The following is a 13,472-nucleotide window of genomic DNA, read 5'->3' as shown; positions in this document are numbered from 1 at the left end:
AAAATATCTATTTTGCTTAGTTTCTTTATGATAACTTTTGGCATTTATACTTCAATGGATAAAGTAAAAACCAAAATAACGCATTGGCTTGCAATATGTTTTGGTGTTTTTTTATGGTCTATTTGTGATGCATTAATGGTGTTAAATCAAGATGTGCTATTGCGGACTCATAGTTCTTATGCGTATCTTGATGTGTTTTTTATGTTGCCGATGATATCTATTTTAGCTGGTGTTAGTATATTTTTGTATTCAAAATTTGCAGCTAGTCAAGAGAAACTAGCCATCATTATGGATAGCATAAGTGTCTTTTTTTTAATAGCAATGTTAATATATGGTATTTTTGATGAAGTAGATATCTTATCAATGATAAATAATAGATCAAATATCGTTTTTCTCTCTATTGTAGCCATAAATTTTCTTATACTTTTTATCACTTTAAGCGAGGTTTTTACAAGCAGTTTGCTTCATATAAAAATTAGCGGCTTTTACCTTATATCGGCTAGTATTTTATTTACGATGCTAAATTTATTTATTTTTTATGGTCAGATCTCAAATGTAAATTTTGGCCATAAAATAGATTTTTTATATATCGTTCCTTTCTTCTTCTTGATGATAGGAGCTTTTCATTTAAAAGCCCAAAACGAATATGTTACAAATACCGATAAAGATATCTCAATAGGATCAAAATGGCTACCAATAATAATAGTTTTACCTTTGCTATTACAAGAAGATCTAACATCTTTTAGTGCGCTCATCTCACTTTTTGTTTTAGTTGTAAATGCTATTGTTAATTACTATGTTAAAAGCTCTATTGCAAGTAGAAAAATATTAGATTATGAGAGAAATCTTCATAGAGAGATGGAAAAGTCGATGCATGAGCGAACCAATGAACTTATGCTCGCAAATTTAAGACTTCAAGATATGTCTGAGAAAGACTATCTAACAGATCTTGGCAATAGAAATTTTATAGTAAATGAGCTTGAAAGAATGTGTAAAAGCATTTCTGAAGATGAGGAAATCGCAGTTTATTATATAAATTTAAGCCGTTTTAAAAGCATAAATACATCTTACGGGCATGAAATAGGTGATAGAATTTTAAAATTAGTTGCAAAAAGGATACTTGAAGTTTGCAATAGACAAGAAGCCATAGCAAGGATTAGTGCGGACGAATTTATCGTACTAGCAAAAATGGAGATAAATAGTCATACAAAACGCTTAAATCTTGGTATTGCCTTAAAAGACGCTATTGAAAAACCAATTCAAATAGATAGATATCATTTTGGGCTTAAGTGCATAATAGGCATAGACGTAGCAACAAAAAATAGCACGGCAAACCCAAGAAATATTATAAAAAATGCAGATATGGCAATGTATTATGCCAAGAAAAATCCAGCTTTAAATCCTATGGTTTATAGCGATAAAATTAGCAATGAAATGCACCTAAGCTCAAGCATCGAGATCGCGCTTAAAAAAGCTAATTTACAAGAAGACCTTCATGTGTATTTTCAACCAATATTTGATCTAAAAATCGAAAAAATGATTTGCGCAGAGGTTTTTTTATATTGGAAATCAGAAAAATTTGGCTTGATGGAAGCAAGCAAATTTATGAAAGAGGTCAATGTAAATAGTGATATTTTAAATGATATTTGCTCGCTTTTAGTTTCAAAGACTATAGAGTATATAGATATATGGCAAAGAGAAAAACTCTTGATACCAAAAATAAGCATAAATGTTGCGCAGATTCAAAGTAAATCAGAAAAATTTGTTTTAGATTTTATTTCTATCTTACGCTCGCACCATATAAATCCAGAGCTTTTTGAAATAGAATTTGGCGAAGAAATATGGACAAATAATTCTAAAACGCTCGATAAAATTTTTTCTATTCTTAAAGAAAATAATATAGACATTTGCATAGATAATTTTGGCTCTGGATATACTTCATTTATTTATATTAGAAAATACGGTGTTAAGCGTATAAAAATAGCAAGTGAATTTGTTGCTCAAGCATCAAATAGCAAAATAGATGCACAAATTGTATCTGCAATTATCGATTTGGCAAAGGCAATGAAGATAAAAGTTGGTGCAAAAGGCATAGAAAAAGAAGAAGACATTCGTTTCTTAAAAGAGCTTGATTGTAATGAAGTGCAAGGATTCTTCTTATCTCGTCCTATGAGTGCAAAAGAATTTGAAGACCTTGTAAGACAAGATCCTCAAATGATAGCTAAAGTTTAAATTTCAGCCTTTATCTCTTCGTTTGATTTTACGACCATACCTGAGCCATGGATCACGCTTGGAACACAACTGGTGCAGATATCAACTTCTTCGCCATTTTTATGAGCGTGGATAAAAACTGCATTTGTATCATCACTGCTTTTTAGTCCGCAAACATTGCAAACCACTAGATCTTTTTCTCTCATTTTTTCTCCTTTGAAATTTTTGCCTATTTTAGCTCCTAAATTTTATACATAAAATGATTTAAGTCAAGCTTACCTCGTGGCATTTAATAATTTTTTGTTATAATCCTTTAAAATTTAAAAGGGTCTAAAATGAATGAAAGAACGATTATTTTAGAGATGTTAAAGATGCAGCAAAGCCTAAATGATGAGACAAATGGACTTGGCTGGGAAAATGGTTATACTAATAAAAATAAATTAATTAGCTGGAGACGCTGCATATATATGGAGTGCGCTGAGCTGATTGATAGCTTTGCATGGAAACACTGGAAGAGCATAGATGCTAAGACTGATGAGCAAAATTTACGCATAGAAGTTGTTGATATCTGGCACTTTATAATGAGTCTGGCTTTGCAAATTTATAAATCAAAACAGCTTGGGGATATAGAAACTTTAGCCGATGATATTTGCCAATCAAGCGGTTTTAGTGAGTTTTGTAAAGAGCCATTAAGGATCGAAGATGAGAGCATTTATGAGATAATGAATGATGTTGAGATGCTTATACATGAGTGCAGCGGGTTTGACTACGATATATTTGATATTTTAAAAATTTACTTCTCTATGTCTTTAAAATGTGGCGTAAATTTATACTCGCTTTATGAGTGCTACATCGCTAAAAACGTGCTAAATCGCTTCCGTCAAAATAATGGCTACAAAGAAGGCAGCTATAAGAAAAATTGGAACGGACGCGAAGATAATAAAGTGATGAGTGAAATTTTGTCAAATGGCGTTAGTAAGATAGGTGAAATTTACGCAGCACTTGAGCATGAATATAAAAAGGTGAAATGATAAACCTTCTTCGCCTTGGGTTTAAAGATTTTCTTACAGCCAAATTTATAACGTTATCTATCTTGCCACTTTGCCTTAGCATCGTCTGCCTAGCTTGGCTTAGCATCTGGGGCGGTGGTGAGATATTTGACCTTTTAAGTGATAGCGCTAAAAACGAAAATTTTGCCTTTTTAGAGCCAAACTCGACGATCTCTTTTATAGCTATTAAAATTTTAAGTTTTAGTGCTACTAAGTGGATAGTTAGTATACTTTTTTACGTTTTAAGCACCTTTTTAACGATCATCATTAGCATCGTGATTGCCCTAATCGTAGCTGGCTTTTTAACTCCAGTTGTTACTAAAGAGATAAACAAAAGACATTACAACTACGTGCTTAAAAGCGAGGTTAGCATGGCTAGAGTGCTAAAGGTGATGATGATTGAGATCATGAAATTTCTTGGGATATTGCTCGTTTGCCTGCCACTTTTATTTGTGCCGTTTGTAAATTTCTTCATCATCAATGTGCCGTTCTTTTATATCTACTATAAACTTTTACTAATAGACGTTGGCTCAAACACTCTTGATAGCGAGAAATTTGAGCTTGCTCTGCTTGAAGGTGGCGGGATAAAATTTGTAGCTTTTACATTTTTGTTTTATCTAATATCGCTTGTGCCGCTTGTTGGGTTGTTTTTTCAGCTTTATTTTGTGATAGTCTTGTCGCACCTCTTTTTTGAGAAAGAAACACTTATAAAAATTTAGAGCCAAAAAGCTCTAAATTTAAGCGTAGTAAGATACTTTTTTGCTCTCGTCAAGTAAGGTATCAAATAGCCTTTTTGTCGCACTTAGTAGATTTTTGTTCGCATTATTTTTAGCTAAAAGTTCGTCAAACATCTTTAGCATATTGTCATTTATGAAATTTTTGTGATTTAGGTCTTTTGCATCAGGCAGCATCTGCTTGATCTTGTTTGAAAGATCGCTTATGCTTTGGCTGCTACCCGCGATCTTGTCGCCCTCTTTGACGTTTTTCATAAATTCATCAACTTGTGGGCGAATTTGCTTCATCGCCTCTTCGATCTCTTTCATATCTTGCTCGTCTATGCCGTTTCCTTTATATAAAAACTCATAGCCGTATTCGTGAGTTAGAGTTAGACTTCTTTGGCTAGAAGTGCCATTTTTCTGGCTTGAAAACTCCAAACTTTTGTTGTCATACATCGAAAAGCTTATCTCATCGCCTGAGCTAGTTTTCATCGAAAAGCTCATGTTGTTATAGCTTCCTTGAGAGTAAAAATTTGTTTGCATTTTTAAATCCTTTTGAGGCTAAATCGGCAAAATTTTAATTTCATAAAGCAAAATTTTGTAAAATGCGTCAAAAAAGGACGGGCGATGTGTTGTTTTGGGACTAGGATCTTTTTGCTTATGCTTATCACTGTTTTAAGCTTTGGCTTTGCTAGGCTCTACCCAGTTTTACCAGTCGTTGGCTATTATTTGATACTTGCAAATTTGCTTGCTATTTTGATGTTTTCACTATTTTTTAAAGGGTTTTTGCCAAGCTTTGTAAAGGTTAATGCGATCCACTATTTTTCGTTAATCGGCGGCTTTTTGGGAGCGCTTTTAACTATGCTTGTTTTTAAAAAAGTTGCAAAAGATAAATTTACTCTAATAGAGCTTATTATTTTTACGCTTTGGGTATTGATAATCGCTGTAGTCATCTTTAAATTTCAAACCATTCTTGACATTTTTAGGGGAATTTAGATGGATGAGAGGATAGTAAAATTTCTAAAAAAGATGCATCTTGCAAGTGTCTGCGCCATTGATGATGAGGGTCAGCCTTACGCTTTTAGCGCATTTTACGCCTTTGATGAGCTAAATTTTAGCCTTTTGTTAGCTAGCTCTGATGAGAGCTCACATATCAAATTTTTAAAAAACTCAAAGCTTGTTGCTGGTACAGTCGCTCTTGATACAAAGATCGTTGGCAAGATAGAGGGCGTACAGTTTCAAGGAGTGATGAGCGAGGCTAGCGCAAGTGAGCGAGAAATTTACTTTAAAAGATTTTTTTATGCAAAAGCAATGGATCCAAAAATTTGGTGCATAAGCCTTGAAAAACTAAAATTTACAAGTAATGTTCTTGGTTTCGGCAAAAAGATAAAGTGGGAAAGAAACGATAAAATTTAGACGTTAAGCTTATATAAGCTACAATCGTTGAAAAATTAGAAAAAAATAAGGAGAATCTATGAAATTTAGCGGAAAAAACGTGCTAATAACAGGCGCAAGTAGAGGTATCGGCGCACAGATCGCAAAAACGCTTGCAAATATGGGCTTAAAAGTGTGGATAAACTACCGCTCAAAGCCTGAGATAGCAGACGCTTTGCAGGCTGAGATCGAGCAAAATGGCGGCAAGGCTGCAGTGATAAAATTTGACGCAACAGACGAAGATGAGTTTATAAAAGGTATAAATTTGATAGTTGATAGCGACGGCGAGCTAAGCTATCTCGTAAATAACGCCGGCATCACAAATGATAAGCTAGCACTTCGCATGAAAACTAGCGAATTTACAGATGTGATAAATGCAAATTTAACTTCAGCTTTCATAGGATGTAGAGAGGCTTTGAAAGTGATGAGCAAAAAGCGCTTTGGAGCGGTCGTAAACGTCGCATCTATCGTTGGTGAGATGGGAAATGCAGGACAGGTAAACTATTCAGCCAGCAAGGGCGGACTGATCGCTATGAGTAAGAGCTTTGCAAAAGAGGGTGCAAGCAGAAATATACGCTTTAATAGCGTAACTCCGGGCTTTATCGAGACTGATATGACGCATGGACTAAGTGATGAGGTGAAAAAAACTTATAGCGATAATATCCCGTTAAAACGTTTCGGCAGTGCTAGTGAAGTAGCTGAGGTAGTAGCATTTTTACTAAGTGATCATGCAAGCTACGTAACTGGTGAGACGCTTAAAATAAATGGCGGACTTTATATGTAGGTAAATTTCAGACAAGTTTTGAAATTTAAAATAAATAAAAGCGTAAATATTATAAGATAACAGACATTTTTTATAAGGAGACCTTAAAATGGCAGTATTTGAAGACGTAAGAGACGTAGTTGTAGAGCAACTAAGTGTAGATCCACAAGCAGTAAAATTAGAGTCTAAAATCATTGAGGATTTAGGCGCTGATTCACTTGACGTTGTAGAGCTAGTTATGGCTTTAGAAGAGAAATTTGAAGTAGAAATTCCTGATAGCGAAGCAGAGAAATTAATAAGCATTCAAGACGTTGTAAATTATATAGAAAAACTAGGCAAATAATTTAAATTTGCACAGTTTGATTTAAGGAGATGTATTGAAACGAGTCGTTGTAACTGGTATAGGCATGATAAACGCACTTGGTCTTGACAAAGAGAGCTCTTTTAAGGCTATTTGCGAGGGTAAAACAGGTGTGAAAGAGATCACAAGCTTTGATGTAAGTGACTTTCCTGTTAAAATTGCTGCCGAAATAACTGATTTTGATCCAAATAGCATTTTAGACGGCAAAGAGGTAAAAAAAGTAGATCGTTTCATACAGCTTGGCATAAAAGCATCTAATGAAGCTATGGCTGATGCAAATTTTAAAGAGTTTGATACTCATAAATTTGGCGTTAGTTCAGCAGCTGGTATAGGCGGTTTGCCAAATATTGAGAAAAACTCGATTACATATTTTGAAAAAGGTGTAAAGAGAATTTCACCATTTTTCATTCCATCTGCACTTGTAAATATGCTAGGTGGTATAGTTTCTATAAATCACGGACTTAAGGGTCCAAATTTGTCTAGTGTAACAGCATGTGCAGCAAGCACTCATGCGATATCGCAAGCTGTAAAATGCATTATGATTGGTCAAGCTACAAATATGCTAGTTATCGGCGCTGAGTCTACTATTTGTGGTGTAGGTATAGGCGGCTTTGCAGCAATGAAAGCTCTCTCAACTAGAAATGATGAGCCAAGTAAGGCATCAAGGCCATTTGACGCAAATCGTGATGGTTTTGTAATGGGTGAAGGAGCCGGTGCGCTTGTACTTGAAGAGTATGAGTCAGCTATTGCAAGAGGTGCTAAAATTTATGCTGAAGTAGTTGGATTTGGCGAGAGTGGAGATGCTCATCATATCACGTCACCAACACTTGAAGGTCCATTAAGTGCGATGAAACAAGCACTTGATATGGCAAAAGGTGTAAAGATAGATTATGTCAATGCACATGGTACTTCAACACCTGTAAATGACAAGAATGAAACTGCGGCGTTAAAAGCAGTTTTTGGTGACAAATGTCCACCAGTTAGCTCAACAAAAGGTCAAACTGGACACTGCCTAGGTGGTGCTGGTGCGATCGAGGCTGTTATATCTATAATGGCAATGAGAGACGGCATTATCCCTCCAACAATAAACTACGAAACTCCTGATCCAGAGTGTGATCTAGACTATGTTCCAAATAAAGCTAGAAAAGCTGATATAAAGGCTGTTATGAGCAATTCGTTTGGCTTTGGCGGCACGAATGGCGTCGTGATATTTAAAAAGTTGGATTAAGATGTCAAATTATTTAGATTTTGAAAAAAGCATAAAGCAAATTGATGAAGATATAGCAAATGCTAAGATCAGAGGCGATGAACATGCTGTTGAAATTTTAAATAAGAATTTATCTAAAGAGATATCAAAAATATATAAAAATTTAAACGAATATCAACGTTTGCAACTTGCTCGTCATCCAGATAGACCATATTCTATTGATTATATTAATGCGTTTTTGATTGATGGATATGAGATTCATGGAGATAGAGCATTTAGAGATGATCCAGCGATAGTTTGCTACATCGGCTATATCGGAGGCAAAAAGACTGTCGTTATAGGCGAGCAAAAAGGCCGTGGCACTAAAAACAAATTAAGAAGAAATTTTGGTATGCCTCATCCTGAGGGTTATCGCAAAGCTCTTAGAGTTGCAAAAATGGCTGAGAAATTTAATCTACCCATTTTATTTCTCATAGATACTCCAGGCGCATATCCAGGTGTTGGAGCTGAAGAGCGAGGACAAAGTGAAGCTATAGCTAGAAATTTATTTGAGTTTGCAAATTTAAAAACTCCAATAATTGCTGTTGTTATCGGCGAAGGTGGAAGTGGCGGTGCTTTAGCTATTGGTGTGGCTGATAGACTTGCCATGATGAAAAATTCTGTGTTTTCGGTTATTTCGCCAGAAGGCTGTGCGGCAATACTTTGGAATGATCCAGCTAAACAAGAACAAGCTACAAAATCTATGAAAATAACAGCTGATGATTTAAAAAGTCTATCACTGATTGATGCTGTTATAGACGAGCCGATAAATGGAGCCCATAGAGATAAAGATGGTGCTGCAAAAGCACTTGCAAATTATTTTATTTCAGAGCTAGCTGAGCTTGAAAAGCTTGATGTAAATGATCTTGTAGCAAAAAGAATAGAAAAAATTCTCTCTATCGGAGCATTTGAAGAATAAATTTATAGTCACAACAATTTTATAAGAATGCTTATTAAATTTGTTTGTGGCATCATCTACCAAAATACTAAAACAATTTAAAAATCAATATAAATTTAATCGCTTTAACAGCCATAATTTTTATACTAGCTTTTATATCTTTAAGATTTAAAAACTAAAATTGTTAATGTCAAATCTACATAAAGAGTATTAATGAATAAATTTCAAGAAAAATATATCACTCTTTCAAAAGAATATTATAAAAATAATGGCAATGCTTCTAGCATTGAGGCACTCTATCAGTTTAAAGAAGAGTTGGAAAATTGTGATGACATTTGCGCAAAGTATGTTTTAGTCGATGTTTATCAGCTTTTATCTATGAGAAAGAGTGCTTACGACTTACTTTTAAAAATACATGACAAAGGTGATAAAAAACAGCTAAAGGCACTTGGCCATCTAGTGCAATTCATTGACGAAAATGATAAATGGGCGCTGCCTCGCCCAAAAAGTAGAGGTCAAATTTTAGCTCAAAAAGACAAAGCTATCACGCTGCCAAAATTTATCTACCATCCTAACCCTTTAAAAACTGGCGCATTTAAAGATGATATGAGCATCTTGTGTGAGTGTTGTGGCAAAGATACTGAAGTTTATTATAGCGGTAGCATTTATTGCGAGCAAGATATTTCGTATCTTTGTCCTACTTGTATTTCTAGTGGTAAGGCTGCTAAGAAATTTGACGCAACATTTGTGCAAGATGCTGACAAACTAACTACAAGTGATGCTAAAAAGGATGACGAACTCTTTAGAAGAACCCCGGGCTACGAGAGCTGGCAGGGCGAGCATTGGATAGCTTGTTGTGATGATTATTGCGAATTTTTAGGTGATGTTGGAACAAAAGAGCTTGAAGAAATGGGTATAGCAGACGAGATCTTTGAGGACTATGCAAAAAGAGCCGAATATGACGATAAAATGCTACGCGAATATCTTGTTAAAGCTGGCGATATTGCTGGATATTTGTTTCGTTGTTTGCATTGTAAGAAGTATCATATATACGTTGATGCTTGTTAAAGAGGAAAATATGGATATTGCAAAAATTTCTAAAGGTTGTAAAGAGCGTGGGCTGGATGAACTTTTTAAACTTTTATCGCCACTAGCAAGAAATGCCATAAGGATAGATGTGCAAGCTAAAAATGACAATGATATCGCTGTTGGAGCGTCTAAATTTGGCGGCTCACCAGATCTGCCAGATGGTTTATCGTGGCCTTCAAATGAAAATGGCGCTTTGAGTTTTGTGGCACAGATAAATTTTGCTGAAGCTAGCAAATTTGACATTGACTCACTACTGCCAAAAAGCGGAATGCTCTATCTCTTTTATGATAGAAATTTGCGTGTTTGGGGCTATGATCCTACCGATAAAAACGGCTTTGCAGTGATCTTTTCTGATGTAAATCATGGGCCACTTTCTCGCAGGAGAGCGGAGAGTTTAGAGGGAGAAAATTCTACATTTAATGCGCGCTTGCTTAGCTTTGAAAATGAGATAAATTTGCCAAATTTACAAAGCTCGATTGTACCATTTAGTAAAATTAGTGAGGCTGAGTGGGAGGCCTATCATGAGGTTATTGAGCCAAGCTGGCAGGCTAAAGAAAATAAGCTCCTTGGGCACTCCGATAATGTCCAAGATGGTATGGAGCTAGAGTGTGAGCTAGTTACAAATGGGCTTAGCTGTGGTGATGGTAGCGCTTATCACCACCCAAGAATAGCGGAATTTGAGAAAAATTCTGCCCAGTGGCAACTACTTTTACAGATAGATAGTGATGATGAGGGCGATATGGACTGGGACGGAGAGGGCAGAATTTATCTGTGGATAAAGAGGGATGATCTGGTAGCACGCGATTTTAGCAAGACGTGGCTAGTTTTGCAGACAAGCTAAGGCTGTCGAATTTATAAAAGATAAAAATTAGAATTTATAGGGAAATTTTATACTAGGGTTACACAATAAATTTTTACTAACATTTTTAGTGCGATTGCCAAAATTTCACTGCAATTTCTACCACTAACTACTTAAATATATAAAATAATCAAAGATGGTAATGCCCAAATTTAGGCAAAATTTAGTAAAATCCTTAAAAAATTTAAAGGCAAAATATGTTTAATGGCTTGATTCGTGAGATCGCACAGGTTGTTAGTTATTCACAAAATATTTTAAGGCTAAAGGCAAATTTTCGTCCAAATTTAGGCGATAGCATTGCTGTAAATGGTGCTTGCCTGAGTGTAATAAAACTGCATGAAGATGGCTTTAGTGTGGAGCTAAGTGCAGAGAGTAGGGCAAATATCGCGGTTGAAAATTTAAAAGAAAGAGTGCATATCGAGCCAGCGATGAGGCTAGGAGACCGAGTAGATGGGCATTTAATGCAAGGACATATCGATTTTATCGGTAAAATTTCAAATATCAAAAAGAATGAGAATGGGGTTGATTTTTACATCGACTTGCCACGCGAGGCTATGAGCTTGATGTCAAATAAAGGCTCGGTGGGCGTCGAGGGAGTGAGCCTAACCATAAATGAAATTTTGCCAAATGGCATAAGGCTAACGATCATACCGATTACATTTAGAGATAGCCTTTTTGGTACTTTTAAGGTTGGCAGGCGCGTAAATATCGAAAGTGATCTTTTGGCTCGCTACGTAGCTAGGCAGCTTTTTTGCAAACAAGATAGTGGCCTTAGCTGGGACGATGTTGAGCGAATTTCTAGCCTTTACTAGGTGGATAAAATGCGTGAAAATTTAGAGATAGTTTTTGATAGAAATGGCTTTATTGCTGGCTTTACTAACAGGTTTGGCGGTGTGAGTGAGGGTGCTTTTGAGAGCTTAAATTTAGCAGATCATGTTGGCGATGATCCACTAAAGGTCGCACAAAATCGTGAAATTTTAGCAACGGCGCTTGGCATTATGCCTGTTAATTTAAAATTTATGAGCCAGATCCACTCAAATAAAGTGGAAATTTTGCAAGGTTTTAACGATGATCTACCTCCGTGTGATGGTGTGATAACATCATTAAAAGGCGTGGCGCTTTGCGTCTTAGTCGCTGACTGTGCGCCTGTTTTGATAATAGATGAACATCTTGGCGTAGTCGCAGCTGTGCATGCGGGACGCGCAGGCGTTACTAGTAAAATTTGCACAAATGCGGTAGGGCTGATGACGAGTGAGTTTGGTTGCTGTGCTAATAATTTACGCGTATTTATAGGCGCAAATATCAAAGTGCAAAACTACGAAGTAGGCAAGCTAGATCTTGGTGAATTTAACCGATATAAAAATGATGGAAAATTTGATATAAACGCAGCTTTATTAGACGAATTTGCTAAGCTCGGGGTAGAGCAAATATCGCTAGATCCTCGTTGCACTTTTGAGAGAGATGAATTATTCTCATACCGCAAACAGAGTATGACTGGGCGGTTTTGTGGATTTGTGATGAATAGAGCTACATCGGTAAACAGTAAAAGATAAACGCAGATTTTTAGTTTCATTACTTGCCTATTAAAATTTGTCAGCTAGGTTGTATTGAATGCTTTGATATTTAATTTGATCTAAAAAATGGCTAAATATAATAATTTTTAGCTACAATTTGACATCAACTCTCAAAAAGAACAACAAGGAAAATCATGCAAATAGGTAAAATTTTGACCGCCATTATGTTAACAGGAGCCTTTTATATGGTGCAAGCACACATGTTTTGGGTAGATGGAGCTAATGATGAAAAGCTAGGAAAATTTATCGCAAACATGGGTTATAGCGACGATTTTCCAAAGCTAGAGCCTATTATGGCCGAACGCGTCCATCTTTTTGCGCCAATTACTATAATAAGTAAAGATGGTAACAAAAAGAAGCTTATACAAAGTGGTGAGAACTACCGCTACGAGGGCGAAAGATTAGACAAAGGCACATATATCTTACTAGCACAGCAAAATCCTATGTATTCGCTTAAAAAACGTAGTGATGGCAAGTGGCTAATAGACAAAACTAAGCTTGATCTAAAGGATCTAAGCGATATACAGATTTGCCGGCTGATGACGATAACATCTAAAAGAGTCTTAAATTTAGGTGAAATAGATGGCTTCGTAACTAAACCTGTTGGAGTTAAAATCGAGATCGTACCGCTACAAAACCCAGTGGAATTTAGAGTGGATAAGCCTTTTAAATTGCAGGTTTTTGCTGATGGAAAGCCGCTAGAGCGAGCCAAACTAACTGGTACTTTTGTTGGATTTTTAGACCATAAGCATGCGTTTTACGGTATGACTGATGAGCAAGGCATCACTGAAGTGTTAGCTCTAAGACCAGGATTTTGGGTATTTGAGGTGATTTATGAAAGACCTTATCCAGATGCTACGAAGTGTGACAAAGAGACGTTAAAAACGACACTTAGTTTTGAGATAAAAGAATAAAAGTTTGATATAAATTTGAGTCCGAATTTATTATAAATTTTTTATAATCGCTTTGTAATTTTGAAAGTAGAGAAAGAATGCCTTACGAAAACTTTAAATCAAAAAATCCTCTTGTGCTAAAAATCACTACAAACGCAAGAAAATTTGGCGTAGAAACACTACAAAACGAGGAGTTTGTAAGCATTCTTTTAAATGTTAAGAAGCTTGAAATTTCATCCGAACAAAGGCAAGCAATGGCAGAAATTTTTGCTAAGTTAATAAAAATCGAAGAAGACTCACAATTAAGTAAATAAACTTTAGTTTAAATTCATATTATTTTAAGTATAATCCCCCTTTACTTCACACACGACAATCCTAA

17 protein-coding genes are annotated in these 13,472 nt (G+C 35.7%); 15 read left to right on the top strand and 2 right to left on the bottom strand.

Annotated features, from left to right (window positions below; genetic code table 11):
* Positions 1 to 27: 27 nt before the first annotated feature.
* Complete coding sequence (locus TH67_RS04450) at positions 28 to 2,232, top strand: putative bifunctional diguanylate cyclase/phosphodiesterase (RefSeq protein ID WP_072594534.1); 2,205 nt, start codon at positions 28 to 30, stop codon at positions 2,230 to 2,232.
* Here TH67_RS04450 and TH67_RS04445 read toward each other — a convergent pair.
* Complete coding sequence (locus TH67_RS04445) at positions 2,229 to 2,417, bottom strand: hypothetical protein (RefSeq protein ID WP_021091806.1); 189 nt, start codon at positions 2,415 to 2,417, stop codon at positions 2,229 to 2,231. The genes TH67_RS04450 and TH67_RS04445 overlap by 4 nt on opposite strands.
* 129 nt (positions 2,418 to 2,546) lie before the next feature.
* On the opposite strand from TH67_RS04445, the gene dut reads away from it, so the two are divergent.
* Together dut and TH67_RS04435 are read left to right on the top strand one after the other, a co-directional pair.
* On the top strand, positions 2,547 to 3,242 hold the full coding sequence (gene dut / locus TH67_RS04440; RefSeq protein WP_072594533.1) for a dUTPase: 696 nt from the start codon (positions 2,547 to 2,549) through the stop codon (positions 3,240 to 3,242).
* Complete coding sequence (locus TH67_RS04435; RefSeq protein ID WP_072594532.1) at positions 3,239 to 3,979, top strand: EI24 domain-containing protein; 741 nt, start codon at positions 3,239 to 3,241, stop codon at positions 3,977 to 3,979. The genes dut and TH67_RS04435 overlap by 4 nt, the downstream gene beginning before the upstream one ends.
* Before the next feature lie 18 nt (positions 3,980 to 3,997).
* On the opposite strand, the gene TH67_RS04430 is transcribed toward TH67_RS04435, so the two are convergent.
* On the bottom strand, positions 3,998 to 4,519 hold the full coding sequence (locus TH67_RS04430; protein WP_072594531.1) for an ATP/GTP-binding protein: 522 nt from the start codon (positions 4,517 to 4,519) through the stop codon (positions 3,998 to 4,000).
* A gap of 84 nt (positions 4,520 to 4,603) precedes the next feature.
* Between TH67_RS04430 and TH67_RS04425 the strand changes: the two genes are divergently transcribed.
* The 12 genes from TH67_RS04425 (at position 4,604) to TH67_RS04370 (ending at position 13,407) form a co-directional block, all read left to right on the top strand.
* Positions 4,604 to 4,972: an L-arabinose ABC transporter gene (locus TH67_RS04425; protein WP_072594530.1), complete on the top strand. Its 369-nt coding sequence runs from the start codon at positions 4,604 to 4,606 to the stop codon at positions 4,970 to 4,972.
* Positions 4,973 to 5,392, top strand: a complete 420-nt coding sequence (locus TH67_RS04420; RefSeq protein WP_072594529.1) for a hypothetical protein — start codon at positions 4,973 to 4,975, stop codon at positions 5,390 to 5,392.
* Positions 5,393 to 5,450: 58 nt separating this feature from the next.
* The gene (gene fabG / locus TH67_RS04415; RefSeq protein ID WP_072594528.1) at positions 5,451 to 6,194 is read left to right on the top strand and encodes a 3-oxoacyl-ACP reductase FabG; all 744 of its coding nucleotides are present in this window, start codon (positions 5,451 to 5,453) and stop codon (positions 6,192 to 6,194) included.
* A gap of 88 nt (positions 6,195 to 6,282) precedes the next feature.
* Positions 6,283 to 6,516, top strand: a complete 234-nt coding sequence (acpP, locus tag TH67_RS04410) for an acyl carrier protein (protein ID WP_021091725.1) — start codon at positions 6,283 to 6,285, stop codon at positions 6,514 to 6,516.
* Between the two features lie 34 nt (positions 6,517 to 6,550).
* Complete coding sequence (locus tag TH67_RS04405) at positions 6,551 to 7,762, top strand: beta-ketoacyl-ACP synthase II (RefSeq protein ID WP_072594527.1); 1,212 nt, start codon at positions 6,551 to 6,553, stop codon at positions 7,760 to 7,762.
* Position 7,763: 1 nt separating this feature from the next.
* Positions 7,764 to 8,699 carry an acetyl-CoA carboxylase carboxyl transferase subunit alpha gene (gene accA, locus TH67_RS04400; RefSeq protein ID WP_072594526.1) on the top strand — a complete coding sequence of 312 codons (936 nt, stop codon included), beginning with the start codon at positions 7,764 to 7,766 and terminating at the stop codon, positions 8,697 to 8,699.
* 192 nt (positions 8,700 to 8,891) lie between these two features.
* Positions 8,892 to 9,746, top strand: coding sequence for a CbrC family protein (locus TH67_RS04395; RefSeq protein WP_072594525.1), 855 nt, complete (start codon positions 8,892 to 8,894; stop codon positions 9,744 to 9,746).
* Positions 9,747 to 9,756: 10 nt separating this feature from the next.
* Positions 9,757 to 10,608, top strand: a complete 852-nt coding sequence (locus tag TH67_RS04390; protein ID WP_072594524.1) for a YwqG family protein — start codon at positions 9,757 to 9,759, stop codon at positions 10,606 to 10,608.
* A 215-nt stretch (positions 10,609 to 10,823) separates the two neighbouring features.
* Entirely contained in the window at positions 10,824 to 11,438 is a 615-nt protein-coding gene (locus tag TH67_RS04385) for a riboflavin synthase (RefSeq protein WP_072594523.1), read from the top strand.
* Positions 11,439 to 11,447: 9 nt separating this feature from the next.
* Positions 11,448 to 12,179, top strand: a complete 732-nt coding sequence (locus TH67_RS04380) for a polyphenol oxidase family protein (RefSeq protein ID WP_072594522.1) — start codon at positions 11,448 to 11,450, stop codon at positions 12,177 to 12,179.
* Between the two features lie 155 nt (positions 12,180 to 12,334).
* Entirely contained in the window at positions 12,335 to 13,114 is a 780-nt protein-coding gene (locus TH67_RS04375) for a DUF4198 domain-containing protein (protein WP_081370909.1), read from the top strand.
* A 77-nt stretch (positions 13,115 to 13,191) separates the two neighbouring features.
* Positions 13,192 to 13,407, top strand: a complete 216-nt coding sequence (locus TH67_RS04370; protein ID WP_021091731.1) for an acetyltransferase — start codon at positions 13,192 to 13,194, stop codon at positions 13,405 to 13,407.
* The last annotated feature ends 65 nt before the right edge of the window (positions 13,408 to 13,472 follow it).

Source organism: Campylobacter concisus (assembly GCF_001891085.1).
GTDB classification, from domain to species: Bacteria; Campylobacterota; Campylobacteria; order Campylobacterales; family Campylobacteraceae; genus Campylobacter_A; species Campylobacter_A concisus_O.
The sequence above is the reverse complement of the archived record's forward strand: the minus strand, read 5'-3'. Positions and strand labels throughout refer to the sequence as shown.

What these genes read in the sequence shown, in the direction of transcription:
- TH67_RS04450 (WP_072594534.1), top strand. Translation starts at nt 28, where the DNA reads ATGATAACTTTTGGCATTTATACTTCAATGGATAAAGTAAAAACCAAA.
- TH67_RS04445 (WP_021091806.1), bottom strand. Translation starts at nt 2,417, where the DNA reads ATGAGAGAAAAAGATCTAGTGGTTTGCAATGTTTGCGGACTAAAAAGC.
- dut (WP_072594533.1), top strand. Translation starts at nt 2,547, where the DNA reads ATGAATGAAAGAACGATTATTTTAGAGATGTTAAAGATGCAGCAAAGC.
- TH67_RS04435 (WP_072594532.1), top strand. Translation starts at nt 3,239, where the DNA reads ATGATAAACCTTCTTCGCCTTGGGTTTAAAGATTTTCTTACAGCCAAA.
- TH67_RS04430 (WP_072594531.1), bottom strand. Translation starts at nt 4,519, where the DNA reads ATGCAAACAAATTTTTACTCTCAAGGAAGCTATAACAACATGAGCTTT.
- TH67_RS04425 (WP_072594530.1), top strand. Translation starts at nt 4,604, where the DNA reads ATGTGTTGTTTTGGGACTAGGATCTTTTTGCTTATGCTTATCACTGTT.
- TH67_RS04420 (WP_072594529.1), top strand. Translation starts at nt 4,973, where the DNA reads ATGGATGAGAGGATAGTAAAATTTCTAAAAAAGATGCATCTTGCAAGT.
- fabG (WP_072594528.1), top strand. Translation starts at nt 5,451, where the DNA reads ATGAAATTTAGCGGAAAAAACGTGCTAATAACAGGCGCAAGTAGAGGT.
- acpP (WP_021091725.1), top strand. Translation starts at nt 6,283, where the DNA reads ATGGCAGTATTTGAAGACGTAAGAGACGTAGTTGTAGAGCAACTAAGT.
- accA (WP_072594526.1), top strand. Translation starts at nt 7,764, where the DNA reads ATGTCAAATTATTTAGATTTTGAAAAAAGCATAAAGCAAATTGATGAA.
- TH67_RS04395 (WP_072594525.1), top strand. Translation starts at nt 8,892, where the DNA reads ATGAATAAATTTCAAGAAAAATATATCACTCTTTCAAAAGAATATTAT.
- TH67_RS04390 (WP_072594524.1), top strand. Translation starts at nt 9,757, where the DNA reads ATGGATATTGCAAAAATTTCTAAAGGTTGTAAAGAGCGTGGGCTGGAT.
- TH67_RS04385 (WP_072594523.1), top strand. Translation starts at nt 10,824, where the DNA reads ATGTTTAATGGCTTGATTCGTGAGATCGCACAGGTTGTTAGTTATTCA.
- TH67_RS04380 (WP_072594522.1), top strand. Translation starts at nt 11,448, where the DNA reads ATGCGTGAAAATTTAGAGATAGTTTTTGATAGAAATGGCTTTATTGCT.
- TH67_RS04375 (WP_081370909.1), top strand. Translation starts at nt 12,335, where the DNA reads ATGCAAATAGGTAAAATTTTGACCGCCATTATGTTAACAGGAGCCTTT.
- TH67_RS04370 (WP_021091731.1), top strand. Translation starts at nt 13,192, where the DNA reads ATGCCTTACGAAAACTTTAAATCAAAAAATCCTCTTGTGCTAAAAATC.